Raw genomic sequence first — 19864 nt, 5'->3', positions numbered from 1 at the left:
TTTCCAGTTTCTGATTGCTCAAATTTGACCGGAGCCCGGAATGGCATCAGCTGCCGAACAGCTTGCGGCTAATCTGAATTTTTCAGCTTTCGCCAAAGCCGAGGAATTGAAGAAGCGTATCTGGTTCACACTGGGTGCGCTTCTTGTGTATCGGTTCGGCACCTACGTGCCGCTGCCGGGGATCAACCCCGAGGCCTTCGCCCAGGCCTTCGGCCAGGCGCAGCAGGGCATCGTCGGGCTGTTCAACATGTTCACCGGCGGTGCCGTGGAGCGTATGGCGATCCTGGCGCTCGGCATCATGCCGTATATCTCCGCGTCGATCATCATCCAGTTGCTGACTTCCGTCGTGCCCTCGCTCGAGCAGCTCAAGAAAGAGGGCGAGCAGGGCCGCAAGGTCATCAACCAGTACACCCGCTACGGTACGGTGGTGCTGGCGACCTTCCAGGCCTACGGCATCGCCGTCGGGCTGGAGAGCGCGACCAACGTGGTCGTCGATCCGGGCTGGTTCTTCCGCGCCAGCGCCGTGGTGACGCTTGTCGGCGGCACCATGTTCCTGATGTGGCTCGGCGAGCAGATCACCGCGCGCGGCATCGGCAACGGCATCTCGCTGATCATTTTCGCGGGGATCGTCGCGGGTCTTCCCTCGGCCATCGCCTCGACGCTCGAACTCGGCCGCCAGGGCGCGCTGGCGACCCCGATCATCATCGGCATCATCGCCCTGTCGATCGTCGTGATCGCGCTGATCGTGTTCATGGAGCGGGCGCAGCGCCGGCTGCTGATCCAGTATCCCAAGCGCAATGTCGGCAACAAGATGTTCGAGGGCAACACCTCGTTCCTGCCGCTGAAGCTCAACACGGCCGGCGTCATTCCGCCGATCTTCGCCTCGTCGCTGCTTCTGGTTCCCGCAACGCTGTCGGGCCTCGGCTCGACCGGCGACGAGAACAGCATCCTGACGACGGTGACGGCGCTGCTCGGCCACGGTCAGCCGCTCTACATGCTGCTCTATGCGGCGCTGATCGTCTTTTTCTGCTTCTTCTACACCGCGATCGTGTTCAATCCGTCTGACACCGCGGACAACCTGAAGAAGCACAACGGCTTCATTCCGGGCATCCGCCCGGGCGAGCGCACCGCGCAGTATATCGATCATGTGCTGACCCGCATCACCGTCGTCGGCGCCATCTATATCGTTCTGGTCTGTCTATTACCCGAATTCCTCATTTCCGCGACCGGCGTTCCGTTCTACTTCGGAGGCACCTCTCTGCTGATCGTCGTCAGCGTGACCATGGATACGGTTTCCCAGATCCAGGGCCATCTGCTCGCGCATCAGTATGAAGGGCTTGTGAAGAAGTCGAAACTCAGGGGGAAGCGCAGATGAGGTTGATTTTTCTCGGTCCGCCGGGGGCCGGAAAGGGGACGCAGGCTGCACGCCTGGTCGTGAAGCACGGCATTCCCCAGCTCTCGACCGGCGACATGCTGCGGGCCGCTGTGGCGGCCGGGACACCCGTCGGCCAGAAGGCGAAGGCGGTGATGGATGCCGGCGGGCTCGTCTCGGACGAGATCGTCATCGGCATCGTCGCCGACCGGATCGAGGAAGCGGACGCGCAGAAGGGCTTCATCCTCGACGGCTTTCCGCGCACCGTGGCCCAGGCCGAAGCGCTTGACCAGATGCTGGCCGGCAAGGGGCTGAAGCTCGACACCGTGCTGGAACTGGAGGTCGACCAGTCGATCCTCGTCAACCGCATCATAAAGCGCGCGGCGGACGCCAAGGCCGCCGGACAGCCGGTGCGCAAGGACGACGACCCGGACGTCTTCAAGCAGCGGCTCGATGCCTATAATCGCGATACCGCGATCGTCGCTCCCTACTATCGCCAGCGCGGCCAGCTGGTCGCCATCGACGGGATGAAGTCGATCGACCAGGTCTCCGCCGAGATCGATTCCGCGCTTGACGCGGTTGCGGCGGCGGGCTAAGGCTCCCGCTCTGCAAAACAGATAGCATCCGGGCTGCGTGACACGCGCGGCGCGGATGTTTTTGCGCAAGTCATTCCCCGCAGGGGCCGGGCTCCACCGGACGCGGGGCTAACCCAGGCACCGCCCATCAGGGCGGGCCAGAACATGGAGACGGCAGTGGCCCGTATCGCAGGCGTAAACATTCCGACAAACAAGCGCGTCGTTATCGCGCTTCAGTACATTCACGGCATCGGCCCGAAGTTCGCCCAGGAGATCATCTCCAAGGTGAACATCGCTCCCGAGCGCCGCGTCAACGAGCTTTCCGACGCCGAGGTCCTGGCGATGCGCGAGGCGATTGACCGCGACTACCTCGTCGAGGGCGACCTGCGCCGCGAGACCGCGATGAACATCAAGCGTCTGATGGACCTTGGCTGCTACCGCGGCCTGCGCCATCGTCGCGGACTTCCGGTGCGCGGCCAGCGCACCCACACGAACGCCCGCACCCGCAAGGGTCCGGCGAAGCCGATTGCCGGCAAGAAGAAGTAATTCACTGGCAACTCGGCCCGGTGGAGCCGCCGCACTACGGCGGTGACGAGATCGACCAAAGGACAGACAAATGGCAAAAGACACCACGCGCGTCCGCCGCCGCGAGCGAAAGAATATTTCCTCCGGCGTGGCGCATGTGAACTCCACGTTCAACAACACCATGATCACCATCACCGACGCGCAGGGCAACACGATCTCGTGGTCGTCCGCCGGCACGATGGGCTTCAAGGGCTCGCGCAAGTCGACCCCTTACGCGGCACAGGTCGCGGCCGAGGACGCCGCCAAGAAGGCGGCCGATCACGGCATGCGTACCCTCGAAGTCGAGGTTCGCGGTCCGGGTTCGGGGCGTGAGTCGGCGCTTCGCGCGCTGCAGGCCGCCGGGTTCATGGTGACCTCGATTCGCGACGTGACGCCGATCCCGCATAACGGTTGCCGTCCGCGCAAGCGCCGCCGCGTCTGAGGCCCAGTCGCACACCTTTCATTCCCATGGCACAGCATGGCCGGCCCCTGGTGGCCGGCGGGACAGCCGGAGGAAGAGATTTGAGCATTCACAAAAACTGGCAGGAACTGATCAAGCCGAACAAGCTTGAGGTGAAGCCGGGTCACGATGCACGGGTTCTGGGTTCGGTTGTCGCCGAGCCGCTGGAGCGCGGCTTCGGCCTGACCCTCGGCAACGCCCTGCGCCGCATTCTCCTGTCCTCGCTTCAGGGCGCGGCAGTGACGGCGGTGCAGATCGACGGAGTGCTGCACGAGTTCTCGTCCATCCCGGGTGTGCGGGAAGATGTCACCGACATCGTCCTGAACATCAAGGAGATCGCCCTGCGCATGCAGGGTGAGGGACCCAAGCGCATGGTCGTGCGCAAGCAGGGTCCGGGCGTCGTGGTGGCCGGTGACATCCAGACGGTTGGCGATATCGAGGTCCTGAACCCCGATCTCGTGCTCTGCACCCTCGACGAGGGCGCGGAGATCCGCATGGAGTTCACGGTCAACACCGGCAAGGGCTATGTGGCTGCGGATCGCAACCGTCCGGAAGACGCGCCGATCGGCCTGATCCCGGTCGACAGCCTCTACTCGCCTGTCAAGAAGGTCTCCTACAAGGTCGAGAACACCCGCGAGGGCCAGGTTCTCGACTATGACAAGCTGACACTGACCGTCGAGACCGACGGTTCGGTGACCCCTGAGGATTCGGTCGCGTTCGCCGCCCGTATCCTGCAGGACCAGCTTTCGATCTTCGTCAATTTCGAGGAGCCGCGCCGCGAAGTGAAGGAGGACACCGTCCCCGAGCTCGCGTTCAACCCGGCGCTTCTGAAGAAGGTCGACGAGCTGGAGCTGTCGGTGCGTTCGGCCAACTGCCTGAAGAACGACAATATCGTGTATATTGGCGATCTCATCCAGAAGACCGAGGCGGAGATGCTGCGCACGCCGAATTTCGGCCGCAAGTCGCTCAACGAGATCAAGGAAGTTCTCGCCCAGATGGGTCTGCATCTCGGCATGGAAGTGGCCAACTGGCCGCCGGAGAACATCGACGAGCTCGCCAAGCGCTACGAAGATCATCAGTACTGATCGCGCGAAAGCGCGGTCTTCCAACGGGCAAGAGGCGGCATACATCCGCCGTCATAGAAAAAGGAGAGAGCCATGCGCCACGGCAATCGCGGCCGCAAGCTCAACCGGACATCCAGCCATCGCAAGGCGATGTTTGCCAACATGTCCGCATCGCTGATTGAGCATGAGCAGATCGTGACGACGCTTCCCAAGGCCAAGGAACTGCGGCCGATCGTGGAGAAGCTCGTTTCGCTGGGCAAGCGCGGCGACCTGCACGCACGCCGTCAGGCGATCGCGCAGATCCGCGACGTCGTCCTCGTTCGCAAGCTGTTCGACACGCTGGCCGAGCGCTACAAGGGTCGCAACGGCGGCTACACCCGCGTTCTCAAGGCCGGGTTCCGCTATGGCGACAACGCGCCGCTCGCCGTGATCGAGTTCGTCGATCGCGACGTCAGTGCCAAGGGCGCCGCCGACAGGGCGCGCAACGAGGCCGCCGAAGGCGCTGAAGAAGCGGCGTAAGGCCTGCTTTGCCATCGCTTTCACGATTTCAGGAAAGGCGGCCCTCGGGTCGCCTTTTTTGTTAGGTTTGGCTCGATGGATATCGGCTGGCGCGTGAGTCGGGCGGGCAGGCGCCCGACCGGCCGGCGCCGGCATTCGGGTGAGGGATCCTGGGATGACCGCAAATGCTTTCGCGGGCCGCACGCTTCTGGCGCTGGCGGCGCTCGCCTTTCTCGCAACAGCCTCCGGGCCCGCCACCGCCCAGGAGCGCGCCGCGCCGCGCGATGCGGCCGAGCTGCAATTGTCCTTCGCGCCGATCGTGCGCGAGGCGGCGCCGGCGGTGGTGAACGTCTATGCCAGCCGCACGGTGCAGAGCCGACCTGCCTCGCCGTTCTTCGACGATCCTTTCTTCCGCCGCTTCTTTGGTGGTCCGGGGGGCGGTCCCGGCCAGGGACAGGGCCGGACGCGCGAGCGGGTGGAGTCCTCGCTTGGCTCCGGCGTGATCGTCTCGGCGGACGGGATCATTGTCACCAACAACCACGTGATCGCCGAAGCGGATGCGGTGCGGGTGGCGCTGTCCGACCGGCGCGAGTTCGATGCCGAGATCGTGCTCAAGGACGAGCGCACGGATCTTGCCATTCTCAAGGTGCGCGATGCCGACGAGACGTTTCCCCATATCACCTTCGCCGATTCCGACACGCTCCAGGTCGGCGACATCGTGCTGGCCATCGGCAACCCGTTCGGCGTCGGGCAGACGGTGACGCAGGGCATCGTCTCGGCGCTGGCGCGCACCCGGGTCGGGGTCACCGACTACCAGTTCTTCATCCAGACGGACGCCGCCATCAATCCGGGCAATTCCGGCGGCGCGCTGGTCGACATGAAGGGCCGGCTCGTGGGCATCAACACGGCGATCTTCTCGCGCTCGGGCGGGTCCAACGGCATCGGCTTCGCCATTCCCTCCAACATGGTGCGCTTCGTCGTGCAGGCCTCGGAAGGGGGCGGCACCGTGCGCCGGCCCTGGCTTGGCGCCAGCATGCAGAGCGTCAGCGCGGAGATCGCTGAGGCTCTCGGTCTCGACCGGCCGAGCGGCGTGCTCGTCACGGAAGTGGGCGAGGGCAGCCCGGCCGACCGTTCCGGGCTCAAGGTCGGCGACCTGATCACCCGGGTCGGCGATGCCGAGGTCGCGGACCCGGACAGCTTCGGCTACCGCTTCGCCACCCGGCCGATCGGTTCGACGACGACGCTCACGGTCCTTCGCCCGCGCGGCGAGACGGTGCTGACCGTGGCGCTTGAACCGGCGCCGGAGACGGTGCCGCGCGACGAGCGCGTCGTCGAGGGCTACTCGCCCTTCTCCGGCGCGACGGTGATGAACCTGTCGCCGGCGGTGGCGGAAGAACTGCGCCTTGACGGTTTCGAGGAGGGCGTGGTCGTCTCGGCGCTGGCCCAGGGCTCGACGGCTGCCCGGGTCGGCCTGCAGGCGGGCGACATCATCCAGAGCATCAACGGCCGGCCGGTCGACAGCACCCGCACCCTTGAGCGGATGGCGAAGTCGGATCCGGGCGTCTGGCGCCTGGAAATCCGTCGGGGCGGGCGGGTTCTCAGGATCGCGCTTCGGGGTTGATCATGAACCAGCGAACCGGGGCCGGGGCGGGCCTTGCGACATGAGCGACCTCTTCCAGTCGGCAGGGCTTGGCGCGGATGCCAGGCGGCCGCTTGCCGACCGGTTGCGCCCCGCACGCCTTGGCGATGTCGTCGGGCAGGACCATCTTCTGGGCCCCGACGGCGTGCTCACCCGCATGCTGGAGACGGCGACGCTCGGCTCGCTTGTCTTCTGGGGGCCGCCGGGCACGGGCAAGACAACCGTGGCGCGGCTGCTCGCCGATGCGACGGACCTGCGGTTCGAGCAGATCTCGGCGATCTTTTCCGGCGTCGCCGAACTGAAGAAGGTGTTCGAAGCGGCCCGCGGCGCGCGGCTCGTCGGGCGCAACACGCTGCTCTTCGTCGACGAGATCCACCGCTTCAACCGTGCCCAGCAGGACAGCTTCCTGCCGGTCATGGAAGACGGCACGGTGACGCTGGTCGGGGCAACGACCGAGAACCCGAGCTTCGAGCTGAACGCCGCGCTTCTGTCGCGCGCGCATGTGCTGACCTTCCGCACCCTCGATGCGGCCGCGCTGGAGCGGCTGCTGGCGCGGGCGGAGACGGAGGAAGGCAAGGCGCTGCCGCTTGACGAGGGTGCCCGGGCGGCGCTTCTGCGCATGGCCGACGGTGACGGGCGGGCGGCACTGACGCTTGCCGAGGACGTCTGGCGGGCAGCGCGCAGCGAGGAGATCTTCGACGCCGAGCGGTTGCAGGCGCTCGTCCAGCGGCGCGCGCCGGTCTACGACAAGTCGAGCGACGGCCACTACAACCTGATCTCGGCCCTGCACAAGTCGGTGCGCGGCTCCGATCCAGACGCGTCGCTCTACTGGTTCTGCCGCATGCTCGACGGCGGCGAGGACCCGATGTTCCTGGCCCGCCGCCTCATCCGCATGGCGGTGGAGGATATCGGCCTCGCCGATCCGCAGGCTCTCGTCCAGGCCAATGCGGCGCGCGACGCCTACCAGATGCTCGGCACGCCGGAGGGCGAACTGGCGCTGGCCCAGGCGGTCGTCTATCTCGCCACCGCGCCGAAGTCGAACGGCGTCTATACCGCCTACAAGGCGGCGGTGCGCGCGGCGAAGGCAAACGGGTCGCTGCTGCCGCCCAAGCATATCCTCAACGCGCCGACGAAGCTGATGAAGTCGGAAGGCTACGGCGATGGCTACGCCTACGACCATGACGCGCCGGATGCCTTTTCCGGTCAGGACTATTTCCCCGAGAGCATGGGCCGCACCCGCTTCTACGACCCGCCCGAGCGCGGCTTCGAGCGCGAGATCCGCAAGCGTCTCGACTATTGGGAACGGCTGCGCAAGGAGCGCGGCGGCTGAACCGGCGTTCCCTGGCGGGCAGCAGGAAGCGTTACGGATTTGCGTTCATGCGTGATCGCCGCGCCCATTGCGGAACGGCGCGAATAAGCGGAGCATGACGGTCGGGGGAGTACCGGATCGGCCATGAAACAGATCGAGTTGCGCCTTGCGCTGGTTCTTTACGGTGGCGTTTCGCTTGCCGTCTACATGCACGGCATCACGCGCGAATTCCTGAACCTGGTGCGGGCCTCGCGGCGTCTGGAGGCGCGCGAGGGCAGGGGGCGAGGCAGCAGCTCCAGTCCGGCCGGCAGTGAAGCCGGGGGGCGCTCAGGGGCTCGTGCGGGGGGCAGCGCGGCGGCCTATGAACGCTTCCTGCTGCTCTTTGCACCGGCGCTCGACCTGCGCATCGTTGTCGATGTGATCTCCGGCGCCTCGGCCGGCGGCGTCAACGGGGTCATGCTGGCGCGCGCCCTTGCCCACAACCTGCCGCTCGACCGTCATCGCAATCTCTGGCTGGAAAATGCCGATGTCACCCGGCTTGCCAACGAGCCGGTGGGCCTCGCCCGCTATCTCAAGGGCTCGATCGCGCCGGTGCTCGACCGGCTCGTCGGCATGACGCTCAAGTCCGAGCTGACCGATCCGGAAACCCGGATGAAGCTGCGCCAGTTCATGCAGGCCCGCTGGTTCACGCCGCCTTTCTCAGGCGAGAGGTATGTCGGCTGGATGCTCGATGCGGCCCATGCCATGCGCGAGGATGCCGAGCCCGGCGCCGAGCAGACGCTGATCCCGCAAGGCCAGTCGCTCGATCTCTTCGTCACGATGACGGATTTCCATGGCGCGCGGCGGCGTTTCGCCATCGACGATCCGGTCGAGGTGGAGGAGACGGAGCACCGGCTGATCCTGCGTTACTCGGCTTCCTGCCGGGGCAATGGCGATCTTGTCTCCGACTTTGCCGACACGCGCATTCCCGATCTTGTCTTCTCGGCCCGGGCGACCTCGGCCTTTCCCGGCGCGTTTCCGCCGATGACGGTGGCGGAGATGGACCGGGTGCTGGCGCAGCGCGGCGAGGCCTGGCCGCTGAGGGGCATCTTCCTGCATCGGGCCTTCGGCAAGCTTGGCGGTGACGCCGCCTCGCGGGTGCTGGTCGACGGCAGCGTGGTGATGAACAAGCCGTTCCAGCCCTTGATCGAGGCGATTGCCGGCCGGCCGGCGGCGCGCGAGGTGGTGCGCAAGATCGTCTATGTGGACCCGATGCCGGACGACCCGGCGGAGCTCGCGCCCTCGGAGGAGAAGGGCGAGGCCGGCGCGCTTCCCGGCTTCTTCCGGGTGATCCTTGCCTCGCTTGCCCATATCCCGCGCAACGAGCCGATCGGCGACGCGCTGGAGCAGGTGGAGGAGTACAATCGCGACGTCCGCCAGGTGGCCGATGTGATCGCCGCGGCCGAGCCGGTGGTCGAGGGCGAGGTCCGGGCGATCCTGCGCGCCGACGGCGACCGGCCGATGACGGTCGGCGAACTGACCCGCTGCCGGGTGATGGCGAACGAGCGTGCCCATGCCTCGGCGGGCTATGCCTATCACGGCTACCAGCGGTTGAAGCTGTCTGGCGTGGTGTCGCGGGTGGCCGAATTGCTCGCAGCGCTGAGCGCGGCGCGCGCCGGCACGGACGGCGGCATCGGCGCCTCGGCCCGCGATTGCGCCGTGCGGCTGGAGGCCTGGCTTTCCCATCACCATGCCGGCGGCGAGGGCGGAGGGACGAACGGACCGACGCCGGAGCCGATCATCCGCTTCCTGCGGGGGCTCGATGTCGATTATCGCATCCGCCGGCTGCGTTTCGTCATTCGCCGGCTGAACCGGCTCTACCGCATGGCGACGCCCGAGATGGAGCTGAACCCGGCGGAGATGGACGAGCTGAAAAGCACGCTCTACGAACAGATCGATCATCTGGGACAGCGCTGGTCGGTCAGCTTCTATGGCGGGGAAACGGCGGCGGCCGCGGCCCGGCTCGCGGCCAGCGCGCCCGGCGACCGGGAAACTGTGGGGGAAGTGCTCGACGGCCTCTCTGCGCGCATGGGTCTGGCCGAGCTCGACTGCCTCAGCGACGATGTCTTTTCGGTGATGGCGTTCAACTACCTGCCTGAACCGCTGCGCATGTCGCTGACGGCAGCCTATATCGGTTTCGCCTTCTACGACCTGGTGACCCTGCCGGTGCTCCGACGGCTGGCCGCCTCGGAGTATAACGAGATCCGCATCGACCGGATCAGCCCCGCCGACGGGCATGCGCTCAGGCCCGAGGGTGTGAAGCTTAAGGGCAGCAATCTCAATGCGTTCGGAGCCTTCTTCAACCGCCGCTGGCGTGAGCACGACTACCTTTGGGGGCGGCTTGCCGCGGCCGACCGGCTGATGACCATGGCAACCCGCGTGGGCGATCCCATCGCCCCGCTCGCCCCGGAAGTGCTGCGCGCGGCGCGGCGCGACGTGTTTCTCGCCATCCTGGAGGAGGAGCGCCCCGAACTCGTCGCCGATCCGGATCTGGTTCCAGGTCTCGTCGCCGAGGTCGAGCGGGTGCTCGGGGAGCCGGCCGAGGCAGGCGGGGGCGTTCCGGACGCGCTTACGGAGTTTCGTCCCGGGACCGCGTCCGGCTGATCTCGACACTGACGCGCCCGGCTGCGATCGGCAGCGGCGCGCCTGGCTTGTGGACCTTGACGGTGATTTTCTCGATACGCGGATCGAGTTCGAAGACGGCCTCGGCGATGGCGCCGGCCAGCCGCTCGATCAGGTGGAAGCGGGACCGGGTCACCACGGCCTCCACCGCCCGTGTCAGGCTGGCGTAGCACAGTGTCTGGGCATAGACGTCGCTGCGCGAGGCCGGGCCGAGATCGAGCCAGCAGCTCAGGTCCACGACGAAGCGCTGGCCGAGGCGCGCCTCCTCGTCATGCACCCCGTGAAAGGCATAGAAGGACAGGTCTTGAAGATGGATCGCGTCCATGGGCAGCTCTTTTTCGTGAGCGCGCGGCCGGAGCGGGAGGTCCGGGCCGGAAGGCCATGCGATGCCTGCACAGGCATTGCATGTCGCTCGTGCCGAACAGGACCTAGCAGTGCGGGCGGCGGCCGGCAATGCAAAGAGACGGCACAGGCTTGCCTGGCTGCGTCATGGCGCCCCTCAGCCGGGGCTGCAGATGTCCGCACCCATCAGAGCTGCCGCGCCGCGCATGCTGAAGCCTGAATAGCGGCCATCGTCGAGCTGGATCTGCAGGAAGGAGCCGGCGCGCAGCTTGTTCCAGAGCCAGGTCATCTGGTCCTTGCATAAGCGGCAATCGCCGCGAATATAGCCGAGCTTGTCGCTGCGCAGCTTGATCATCGAGCGGTCGACGACGATTCGCACCAGCTGGTTCGGGGGTGGCGGCTTGCCGCTGATGACGACCTCGACCACCGGCCGGGCCGTGTGCGGACACCAGATGGCGAAGGTCGCTCCGTTCATCGAGCGCGTTGCGTAACGTGGCACGCCCGAGACTTCGGAGAGGCTCCACTGGCCGGCGAGCGCGGCCATGTCGTCCGCACGGGCCGTTGGCACCGGCAGCAGGACCAGCGCGGCTGCAAGCAGACCCGCGCATGCGGGTCTCGTCATCCATGTGGATTTCGAATCGATTGCTCCAGCCCTCCGTTCCCCAAAGTATGAAACGGCGGCATTGGTAAAAATACAAGGTGATATGCCTGCTTAACCGCAAAAAATTGCCGCAGCGTAAGCTTGAGGTTGCTCTCAGGGCGCTTCGACGGATCGTGTGGGCCCGAAGCGTTCCTCGAAACAGCGCTTCAGCACGATGTCGACATCGTCGAGGGTCACGGGAAGCCCGAGGTCGACAAGGCTGGTCACCCCGTGTTGCGTGACGCCGCAGGGCACGATGCCGGTGAAGTGGTCGAGCGTCGGATCGACGTTGAGCGCCATGCCGTGGAAACTCACCCATTTGCGCATGCGGATGCCGATCGCCGCGATCTTGTCCTCGCGCGCCTGCCCGAGTTCCGGCCGGCGCACCCAGACGCCGACCCGATCCTCGCGCCGCTCGCCGCGCACGTGATGCTCCCAGAGGCTCGAGATCAACCAGTCCTCGAGGGCGGCGACGAAGGCGCGAACGTCCTGGCGCCGGCGTTTCAGGTCGAGCATCGCGTAGACCACGCGCTGTCCGGGACCGTGATAGGTGTACTGGCCGCCGCGTCCGGTCCTGTGCACCGGGAAGCGGTCGGGGGAGATCAGGTCCTCGTCGCGGGCACTGGTTCCGGCGGTGTAGAGAGGCGGGTGCTCAAGCAGCCAGACGCGCTCGCCAAGCGTGCCGTCGGCGATGCCGGTGACGCGCCTTTCCATTTCCGCCAGGGCGACCTCATAGGGCACCGGCCCGTCGCTGATGGCCCATTCGACGGGGGGGGAGCCGGGCTGCGGAAGAAAGCTGCCCGCAAGGTCCGCGCGGTCTGTCATTTTGCAAGTCCGTTAGCGGTTTGTTAACCAGCGCCCGCCAGTGTCGGTTCAACGGGTGGTTCTTGATCGCGCCCGTATAGAATGAACGTGCTGGGATTGCCATCCTTCATCAAGCCGGTGGTTATATGGGTATCTTCGATAATATCTCCATCGACATCTCGGTGGTGCTGGGCTCCGCCGAGATGCCGATCCATCAGCTCTTGCGCATGGGCCGCGGCGCGGTGATCGAACTGATGTCGCGCGAGGACGATGATGTCCAGATTCTCGCCAACAACATCCCCATTGCCCGCGGACAGGTCGTGCTGCAGGGCGAGCGCGTCGGCGTGTCGGTGACGGAAGTCCTGGTGCGGCCGCCCGAGGCCCGTCCCGTGCGGGTGAGCGGCCCGGTCTGAGGGACGGCGGCGGGCGGACCGGCGCGCCTGCACACTATCTTGCAACCCTTGTGCATATCCTCGCGCAAACCGCTTGCGTGGCAAAAGTCGATTTGCTAGACGAGGGCTCCGCAGCGTGATGGAGCGCTTCGCGGAACGGTTATGCGGTCGTGGCGGAATTGGTAGACGCGCAGCGTTGAGGTCGCTGTGGGGTAAAACCCGTGGAAGTTCGAGTCTTCTCGACCGCACCAAAAAAGAACCCGGGCAATGCCCGGGTTTTTTTGTGCGCGCCTACCGGATACCCTCTTGCGGAGGGTGTCTCTGATTTTTTGGGGGGGATATGACGCCGGGCCTTGCTGACCTTCTTGCCGACCCGCGTGACGGCGGACCTCTGTCGTTGCGCAATCAGACACTTCGGGACGGGCGTATCGAAAGCGGTGAACTCGTCGCTGTCGACGGTACCGTCTACCCGATCGTGCGCGGCATACCCCGCTTCGTGGCAACGGAGATGTACGAGACCGTCCGTTCCTTCGGCGATCAGTGGAATCACTTCAATTTCGATGCCTTCAAGCAGAATTGGCTGGATCATACGGTCGCCAACACCTTCGGCGACACAGCAGCCTTCGAAGGCAAGGTGATTGTCGATGCCGGCGGGGGTAGCGGCGCCCAGTCACTGTGGATGCTCGAAAGCGGTGCCGAGCGGGTGATCCTGCTCGAACTGTCACATAGCGTTGACGATGTCGTCGCCCGGAATATCGATGTGACGAAATGGCCGAATTTCGATGCGATCCAGTGCTCGATCGACGCGCCGCCGCTCCGACGCCACTCCATCCGCGACTACGTGATCTGCCACAATGTCATCCAGCACACGCCCAGCGTCGAGAAGACTGCCGAGGCGCTCTATGAGACCGTCGCGCCCGGCGGAGCCTTTGTCTTCAATTGCTACAAGGCGCAGACACGCGGCCTGATGGGCTTCATTCGCACCTACTGTGTCTACAGGCCGGTGCGTGCAATGCTGTCGCGACTGCCTTTCGGAGCGATCCTTGCCTATTCGAAAGCGGTTGCCGCGCTTCGCCTCGTTCCCGGTCTCGGTTATCTGCTCAACAAGTTCCGCTTCTGCCTTAGCGGTCGACTGCCGCGCGTTGCCGGGGAGGGGTGGCTGGAGCGAAAGCGACGGCTCTATCGGCAGACGGTGCTCAACACGTTCGATATGTTCGGCTCGCACAGCTACCAGCATCACGTGAGTGACGGGGATATCCTGGCGCTTGTCGACCGGCTGCAGCCGGACCGGTCCGCCGTGGGCAACCTGGAGCGTTACTTCCGCAAACCGCAGCCGACAGGCTGTGCACTCATCGTCGCGCGGGCCGACGAAGACCGAGGGCACTGAGGCGCCTGGGAATCCGGCCTTCCGCGACCCTCGTTTCGCACCGCGAAGCCTGCGCCGGCCTGGCTCTTCCGCGTTGAAAATAATTCTTCGGTTTCAGTGTTATCGGCCTGAATTTCGCCTTGAGAAGACGAAAAAAGCATCCTCGGCGGGGCGGCATGCGATGCAGGGTCATGCTAAGAGTGGGCAGGGGTCGAGCCGCCGCTATCCGTGACGCCAGCGGATCGCGGACAGCGGGCCATCGCGGTTGCCGGGGATCAAGGGGAGGGCTGAGTTGGCCGAAGCCGAAAACGTCGACACTGCCGACATCCCGGTGGAGATCCCGACGGTGCGCGACGAGGACGGTCGCGTCAGTGAGGATTTTCTCGCCCTTGTCGAGGCCGGTGTCGAGGCCGAGAACGCACCCGCGCTGATCGGGCTTGTCGGCGATCTGCACGAGGCGGATGTCGCCGACCTGATCGAGTCGCTGCCGGAAGCGTCGCGCGTGCCGCTGGTGCGGCTGCTCGGCGACGAGTTCGACTATGCGACGCTGACCGAACTGGACGAGGCCGTCCGTCTGCGGATCCTCGAGGAACTGCCCTCCGACACGCTGGCGGAAGGCATCGGCGAGCTCGATTCCGATGACGCGGTCTACATCCTTGAGGATCTCGACGCCGAGGACCAGGCGGCGATCCTCGACCAGCTGCCCTATTCCGACCGCATCCAGCTGCAGCGCTCGCTCGACTATCCGGAAGAATCCGCCGGCCGTCTGATGCAGACGGACTTCATCGCGGTGCCGCCGTTCTGGAGCGTCGGCCAGACCATCGACTACATGCGCGAATCGAAGGACCTGCCGGACACGTTCCACGAGATATTCGCGGTCGATCCCGGCTTCCGCCTGACCGGCTCGGTGCCGCTCGACAAGATCCTGAGGACCAAGCGCGCCACCAAGATCTCGGCGATCATGACCGAGGACCCGCCGACCTTCAAGGCGACGGACGACCGGGAGGAAGTGGCGCGCAGCTTCGAGCGCTACAACCTGGTCTCCGCTCCCGCGGTCGACGATGCCGGGCGTCTCGTCGGCATGCTGATGATCGACGACATCGTCGACGTCATCCAGGAAGAGGCGGAGGAGGACCTGCGCGGTCTCGCGGGCCTGGGCGACGAGGAAATCTCCGATGCCGTGCTCGTTACCGCGCGTTCGCGCTTCAACTGGTTGTTCGTCAATCTGGGCACGGCCATCCTCGCCTCCGTCGTCATCTCGCTGTTCGAGGGCACGATCGAGGCGATGGTGGCGCTCGCCGTGCTGATGCCGATCGTCGCCTCGATGGGCGGCAATGCGGGCACGCAGACCATGACGGTCGCGGTGCGGGCGCTCGCCACCCAGGAACTGGACGGGCGCAACATGTGGCGGGTGCTGCGGCGCGAGGTGCTGGTCAGCCTGCTCAACGGGGTCGCGCTCGCGACGATCATCGGCGTTGCCGCCGCGCTCTGGTTCGCAAGCACCGGGCTCGGCGTCGTCATCGGCGTCGCCATCGTCATCAATCTCCTGTTCGCGGGTCTTTCCGGCTTGCTGATCCCCGTCGTCCTGGAAAAAATCAATGTCGACCCGGCGATCGCCTCCAGTGTTTTCGTCACCACGGTGACGGACGTGGTCGGCTTCTTCGCCTTCCTGTGGATCGCTGCGTTGTGGTTCGGCCTGCCACTCTGAGCCAGGTTGCCTTACGCTATGGGAGATGCTCATGCCTGTTGCTCCGCCGCTCGGCGGCATTCTCGAAACCTCGGTCTATGTGGAGGATCTCGAGCGTGCGCACGGTTTCTATTCCGGCGTCGTCGGGCTGAAGCGGATGGTCGCCGGCGAACGGCTGTCCGCCTATGACGCCGGCCCGGGGGAGACGCTGCTCGTCTTCGCCCGTGGCCTGACGGTGGAGGATGTCGAGACCGAGGGCGGCACGGTTCCGGGCCATCACAGCGAGGGGCCGAGCCATTTCGCCTTCCGCATCGCGGCCGACCAGTTGGACCCCTGGCGGGCGCATCTTGCCGCGTGCGGCATTGCCCTGCGCAGCGAGGTGGTCTGGCCGGCGGGCGGGCGCAGCCTTTATGTCGATGACCCCGACGGCAATGTGGTGGAGTTCGCCGCGCCGCCGCTCTGGCCCAATTTCACGGAGTGAACCCGATGCAGCATCTGTTCCTCGTGGCGCTGGGCGGGGGACTTGGCGCGGCCGGCCGGCACCTGGTCAATCTGGCCGCGCTCAGGACTTTCGGACCGGGGTTTCCCGCCGGCACGCTTGCCGTCAACGTCCTCGGCTCGCTGTTGATGGGCCTGCTGGTCGGCTGGCTGGCGTCACGCGCGGGCGGGACCGGCAACGCGCTGCGGCTCTTCCTGGCCACCGGCTTTCTCGGCGGCTTCACCACCTTCTCCGCCTTTTCGCTCGACGTCGCCACCCTGTGGGAGCGCGGCGCGCTCGGTGTCGCGGCGCTCTATGCGGGTATCTCCGTCACCGCCTCGATCCTGGCGCTTTTCGCCGGCCTCATCGCCATGCGCGCCATGGTCTCGGGGTAAGCCGCTACTATCCCCTTGCCGGAACACGGGCGATCACCTTGATCTCGAAATCGAAGCCGGCCAGCCAGGTGACGCCGACCGCGGTCCAGTTGGGGTAGGGCGCCGCCGGGAAGATCTCGTTCTTCACCTCCATGATCGTGCCGAACTGGTTTTCCGGGTCGGTGTGGAACGTCGTGACGTCGACAAGGTCGTCGAGGCTGCAGCCGGCTGCCGCGAGCGTTGCCTCGAGATTGGCAAAGGCGCGGCGGACCTGGTCGGCGAAGTCGGGCTCGGGCGATCCGTCCTCGCGGCTGCCGACCTGGCCGGAGACGAAGAGAAGATCGCCGGTACGGATTGCGGCTGAATAGCCATGTTGCTCGTAGAGGGCATGGCGGTTTGCGGGAAAAACGGCTTCGGGATGTGTCATGTCGCTGGTCCTTTTTTTCGGAGCGGGCGACCCGCAAGCTCCCGCCTTGGCAAGGCTTCACGAAACGCGCCCGGATTTGATATACGTTGCGTATGCAAATATCATATACGTTGCGTATGTCAAATTTCATACGGGGCGTATGCGAAAAGTGGGGACTGCCATGGCCTCGAAAAGCCGCCAGGAAGGAATGCGGGAGAACCGCGCGAAGCTGATCGCCGCGGCGCGTCGGGCCTTCGCCGAAAAGGGGTTTGCCGCCGCCTCCATGGACGAGCTGACGGCCGACGCCGGCCTGACGCGCGGCGCGCTCTATCACAATTTCGGCGACAAGAATGGCCTGCTTGCCGCTGTCGTTGCCGAGGTTGACGGCGAGATGGCGGCCCGCGCCAGGGCATTGGGCGCGGTGGAAGGCGAGGGCTGGGACGGGCTGATGGCGGAAGGGGCGGCCTATATCGAGATGGCGCTCGACCCGGAAGTGCAGCGCATCGTGCTGCTCGACGGGCCGGCCTTTCTCGGCGATCCCTCGCAATGGCCGAGCCAGAACGCCTGCCTGCAGGCGACCCGGCAGGCGGTGGCGCGGCTGATCGCGGACGGGGTGATGCGAGCCGTCGATGTCGATGCCGCCGCGCGGCTCTTGAGTGGCGCGGCGCTCAACGCGGCACTGTGGGTGGCGGCGAGCGAGGATCCGCGCTCGGCCCTGCCGAAGGCGATCGAGGCGTTCCGGATGATGGCCGAGGGGCTGCGCGCCGCGAAGTCGTGACCTTTCGCGCCGGGCGTCCGGCGGCGACTGTCACGGCGCCAGCAACCGACGCAGGCGGGCAAGCGCCAGCTCGGCGCGGGTCTGGCACCACGCATCGTCCGGTTCCGCCATGCGACCGATGACGCGACGGATCTGAAGATCGCCGACAAGCAGCGAGACATAGAGATCGGTCGCCTCCGCCGTTTCGTCGAAGACAAGCAGGCCGGCAGTCCTCGCGCGCTCGAGCACCGTGCCGATCAGCGGCGCGACGGTCTCGCGTCCTGCCTGCGCCAGGGCCGCGCCCAGTTCGCCGCTGGCATCGGCCGCGGCCGCCCGGTTCAGCGCCACGGCGCGGGTCCCCGTCAGCAGTCGCAGCAGCCTCGGACCGAGAAGCGCCAGCGTCTCCAGCGGTGAGCCGCCGGCCGTGATCCTCTCGCCAAGAAGCATCTCAACCTCCCGCGCGTTGCGCGCCACAAGTGCCGTGAACAGCTTCCGCTTGTCGCCATACCAGTTGTAGAGCGTCTCGTTGGAGGCGCGCGCCTTGCGGGCAATCGCCAGCATGGTCGTTCCGGCATAGCCCTTTTCCTCCAGCACCTCATAGGCTGCCTGCTCGATCTGCTGCTGGCGCTGCTGCCTGGTGTCGTCGCGCATGCCCGTTCCCGCTCCATGCCTGTCCTTGACAGGAACCGTAACGAGGATTACGGATTTACTCAACCGTACACTTTGTTACGGATATGATGATGGAGGCCGATGTGACGAGCCCTCGTGAATGTCTTCTTGTGGCGGCCCTTGCCGCGCTGGCCGCCGGCCCTGCACGCGCCGTCATCGCGCGGAGGACCGGGTGATGCCGGCGGTCGGGAACGCGTCTCTCGCGGTCGCGGCGCTGCTGTCGCTGCTTCTGTCGGGCGCGATCTTCGGTTTCTTCTATGCCTGGGTGTGCTCGACCATGTGGGGGCTCGATACGGCCGACCCGCGCGTTGCCATCGCGGCGATGCAGGCGATGAACGCCTCGGTGCGCAACGCCGTCTTCGCGCCGGCCTTTTTCGGCACGCCGCTCGTTCTGCTGGCGACGGCGGCGCTGGCGGCGCGGGCCCGGCTGCGGCCGGCCGGGTTGCTGTTTCTCGCCGCCGCGATTGTCTATCTCGTGGGCTGCATGGCGCCGACGATGGCCGTCAACGTGCCGATGAACGAGGCGCTGGCGGGACAGGCGGTGCCGGAGGATCCGGTGCGGGCGAAAGAGTTGTGGGCGGCCTTTTCGGGGCGCTGGCAGGCCTGGAACACGCTGCGGGCGGTTGCGGCGGGACTGGGCCTCGTGCTGGTTGGCGTGGCGCTCGTCCTCATTCCGCCAAACCTGTCGGGCGCGCGCCGCGCTTGCCCTTGAGGCTTGCGCGGATTAGGTAGGGCGCGAGATGCGCCGGGCCGGGAGGCAAGGGCCTGCGCGCGCGCCCCAGGTACAAGGACAGCCATGGCCGGCATCGAACAGAAGACCGTCACCTCCGACGAGGCCGGCATGCGGCTCGACCGCTGGTTCAAGACCCATTTTCCCGGGCTGGGCCATGGACACCTGCAGAAACTGTTGCGCACCGGACAGGTGCGTGTCGACGGCAAGCGCGCGGAGACCTCGACCCGCGTCGAGGACGGCCAGGTCGTGCGCATCCCGCCGCTGACCGTCGATGCGCATGTGGCGGCGAAGGACAGCGCCAACGCCAAGCCGAAGCCCCGCAAGCTTGTTGCCGGCGACCGCGAGGCGGTCGAGGCGATGATCCTCTACGAGGACCGCGAAGTCATGGTGCTGAACAAGTCCGCCGGCCTTGCCGTGCAGGGCGGTTCCGGCCTGACCCGCCATCTTGACGGCATGCTGGAAGCATTCCGCGACCAGAAGGGCGAAAAGCCGCGCCTGGTGCACCGGCTCGACCGGGAGACCTCCGGCATCCTGCTGCTTGCCAAGACGCGCAAGGCGGCCTCGGAAATGGCGAAATCCTTCCGCGCCCGCCAGACCCGCAAGATCTACTGGGCGCTCGTCGCCCATGTGCCCAAGCCCCGGCAGGGTCGCATTTCAACCTATCTTGCCCGCGACGAGGACGAGGAGCGCATGCGCGTTGCCCGGCACGGAGAGGACGACGCCCAGCATTCCGTCTCGCTCTATTCGGTGGTGGAGAACGCCGGGCCGAAGGTCTCCTGGGTGTCGCTCCGCCCGATCACAGGGCGAACCCACCAGCTGCGCGCCCACATGGCCCATATCCATCACCCGATCGTCGGCGACCCGAAGTATTTCAACATCGAGAACTGGGAGTTCCCCGGCGGCCTGCAGAACAAGCTGCACCTGCATGCGCGCCGCATCGTCATTCCCCATCCCTCGGGACGCGGCGTGATCGACGTGTCCGCGCCGCTGCCGGCCCATATGCAGCAGAGCTGGAACCTGCTCGGGTTCGATGCCCGCCAGTACGACCCCGACATCAACGATCCGGAGGAGTAG

General features: G+C 66.2%; 22 protein-coding genes and 1 tRNA gene. 18 read left to right on the top strand and 5 right to left on the bottom strand.

The genetic code is table 11. The features are described 5' to 3' along the window. Positions 1-40: 40 nt before the first annotated feature. From secY to ACQY46_RS18685, 9 genes are all read left to right on the top strand, one after another. The gene (gene secY / locus ACQY46_RS18725; protein ID WP_428697514.1) at positions 41-1375 is read left to right on the top strand and encodes a preprotein translocase subunit SecY; all 1335 of its coding nucleotides are present in this window, start codon (positions 41-43) and stop codon (positions 1373-1375) included. Further along, complete coding sequence (locus tag ACQY46_RS18720) at positions 1372-1968, top strand: adenylate kinase (protein ID WP_428697513.1); 597 nt, start codon at positions 1372-1374, stop codon at positions 1966-1968. Before secY ends, ACQY46_RS18720 begins: the two co-directional genes overlap by 4 nt. A 156-nt stretch (positions 1969-2124) precedes the next feature. Next, the gene (rpsM, locus tag ACQY46_RS18715; protein WP_428697512.1) at positions 2125-2493 is read left to right on the top strand and encodes a 30S ribosomal protein S13; all 369 of its coding nucleotides are present in this window, start codon (positions 2125-2127) and stop codon (positions 2491-2493) included. Positions 2494-2563: 70 nt separating this feature from the next. Then, positions 2564-2953, top strand: coding sequence for a 30S ribosomal protein S11 (gene rpsK / locus ACQY46_RS18710; protein WP_428697511.1), 390 nt, complete (start codon positions 2564-2566; stop codon positions 2951-2953). Positions 2954-3033: 80 nt separating this feature from the next. Then, a complete protein-coding gene (locus ACQY46_RS18705; RefSeq protein WP_428697510.1) occupies positions 3034-4056 on the top strand; it encodes a DNA-directed RNA polymerase subunit alpha in 1023 nt (340 codons plus the stop codon). Between the two features lie 72 nt (positions 4057-4128). After that, on the top strand, positions 4129-4554 hold the full coding sequence (rplQ, locus tag ACQY46_RS18700) for a 50S ribosomal protein L17 (RefSeq protein ID WP_428697509.1): 426 nt from the start codon (positions 4129-4131) through the stop codon (positions 4552-4554). A gap of 154 nt (positions 4555-4708) precedes the next feature. Next, positions 4709-6154, top strand: coding sequence for a DegQ family serine endoprotease (locus tag ACQY46_RS18695; RefSeq protein ID WP_428697508.1), 1446 nt, complete (start codon positions 4709-4711; stop codon positions 6152-6154). Between the two features lie 40 nt (positions 6155-6194). After that, a complete protein-coding gene (locus ACQY46_RS18690; RefSeq protein ID WP_428697507.1) occupies positions 6195-7502 on the top strand; it encodes a replication-associated recombination protein A in 1308 nt (435 codons plus the stop codon). Positions 7503-7625: 123 nt separating this feature from the next. After that, positions 7626-10124 carry a patatin-like protein gene (locus ACQY46_RS18685; RefSeq protein ID WP_428697506.1) on the top strand — a complete coding sequence of 833 codons (2499 nt, stop codon included), beginning with the start codon at positions 7626-7628 and terminating at the stop codon, positions 10122-10124. Here the strand turns inward: ACQY46_RS18685 and folB are convergent. The 3 genes from folB to lipB form a co-directional block, all read right to left on the bottom strand. Further along, on the bottom strand, positions 10090-10467 hold the full coding sequence (gene folB, locus ACQY46_RS18680) for a dihydroneopterin aldolase (RefSeq protein ID WP_428697505.1): 378 nt from the start codon (positions 10465-10467) through the stop codon (positions 10090-10092). The genes ACQY46_RS18685 and folB overlap by 35 nt on opposite strands. Before the next feature lie 174 nt (positions 10468-10641). Continuing rightward, positions 10642-11106, bottom strand: coding sequence for a hypothetical protein (locus ACQY46_RS18675; protein ID WP_428697504.1), 465 nt, complete (start codon positions 11104-11106; stop codon positions 10642-10644). Positions 11107-11238: 132 nt separating this feature from the next. Next, positions 11239-11949, bottom strand: a complete 711-nt coding sequence (gene lipB / locus ACQY46_RS18670) for a lipoyl(octanoyl) transferase LipB (protein ID WP_428697503.1) — start codon at positions 11947-11949, stop codon at positions 11239-11241. Between the two features lie 125 nt (positions 11950-12074). On the opposite strand from lipB, the gene ACQY46_RS18665 reads away from it, so the two are divergent. The 6 genes from ACQY46_RS18665 (at position 12075) to crcB (ending at position 16246) form a co-directional block, all read left to right on the top strand. Beyond that, complete coding sequence (locus tag ACQY46_RS18665) at positions 12075-12341, top strand: FliM/FliN family flagellar motor switch protein (protein ID WP_428697502.1); 267 nt, start codon at positions 12075-12077, stop codon at positions 12339-12341. 143 nt (positions 12342-12484) lie between these two features. Continuing rightward, positions 12485-12571, top strand: a tRNA-Leu gene (locus tag ACQY46_RS18660). 146 nt (positions 12572-12717) lie between these two features. After that, positions 12718-13707 carry a class I SAM-dependent methyltransferase gene (locus tag ACQY46_RS18655; protein WP_428697501.1) on the top strand — a complete coding sequence of 330 codons (990 nt, stop codon included), beginning with the start codon at positions 12718-12720 and terminating at the stop codon, positions 13705-13707. Positions 13708-13978: 271 nt separating this feature from the next. After that, a complete protein-coding gene (gene mgtE / locus ACQY46_RS18650; protein WP_428697500.1) occupies positions 13979-15394 on the top strand; it encodes a magnesium transporter in 1416 nt (471 codons plus the stop codon). Between the two features lie 31 nt (positions 15395-15425). Continuing rightward, positions 15426-15854, top strand: a complete 429-nt coding sequence (locus ACQY46_RS18645; protein ID WP_428697499.1) for a VOC family protein — start codon at positions 15426-15428, stop codon at positions 15852-15854. A gap of 5 nt (positions 15855-15859) precedes the next feature. After that, on the top strand, positions 15860-16246 hold the full coding sequence (crcB, locus tag ACQY46_RS18640; RefSeq protein ID WP_428697498.1) for a fluoride efflux transporter CrcB: 387 nt from the start codon (positions 15860-15862) through the stop codon (positions 16244-16246). A gap of 7 nt (positions 16247-16253) precedes the next feature. On the opposite strand, the gene ACQY46_RS18635 is transcribed toward crcB, so the two are convergent. Beyond that, positions 16254-16652, bottom strand: coding sequence for a RidA family protein (locus ACQY46_RS18635; RefSeq protein WP_428697497.1), 399 nt, complete (start codon positions 16650-16652; stop codon positions 16254-16256). A gap of 160 nt (positions 16653-16812) precedes the next feature. Here ACQY46_RS18635 and ACQY46_RS18630 point away from each other — a divergent pair, with 160 nt between their 5' ends. Further along, entirely contained in the window at positions 16813-17409 is a 597-nt protein-coding gene (locus ACQY46_RS18630) for a TetR/AcrR family transcriptional regulator (RefSeq protein WP_428697496.1), read from the top strand. Positions 17410-17439: 30 nt separating this feature from the next. On the opposite strand, the gene ACQY46_RS18625 is transcribed toward ACQY46_RS18630, so the two are convergent. Next, positions 17440-18039: a TetR/AcrR family transcriptional regulator gene (locus ACQY46_RS18625; RefSeq protein ID WP_428697495.1), complete on the bottom strand. Its 600-nt coding sequence runs from the start codon at positions 18037-18039 to the stop codon at positions 17440-17442. Positions 18040-18232: 193 nt separating this feature from the next. Here ACQY46_RS18625 and ACQY46_RS18620 point away from each other — a divergent pair, with 193 nt between their 5' ends. Both ACQY46_RS18620 and ACQY46_RS18615 read left to right on the top strand, forming a co-directional pair. Continuing rightward, entirely contained in the window at positions 18233-18769 is a 537-nt protein-coding gene (locus ACQY46_RS18620; protein WP_428697494.1) for a DUF1772 domain-containing protein, read from the top strand. A gap of 84 nt (positions 18770-18853) precedes the next feature. Further along, complete coding sequence (locus ACQY46_RS18615; protein ID WP_428697493.1) at positions 18854-19864, top strand: RluA family pseudouridine synthase; 1011 nt, start codon at positions 18854-18856, stop codon at positions 19862-19864.

This window comes from Stappia sp., from assembly GCF_965276915.1.
Taxonomy (GTDB): domain Bacteria; phylum Pseudomonadota; class Alphaproteobacteria; order Rhizobiales; family Stappiaceae; genus Stappia.
Note: the sequence above shows the minus strand (reverse complement) of the source record. Positions and strands in the feature narration are given on the sequence as shown.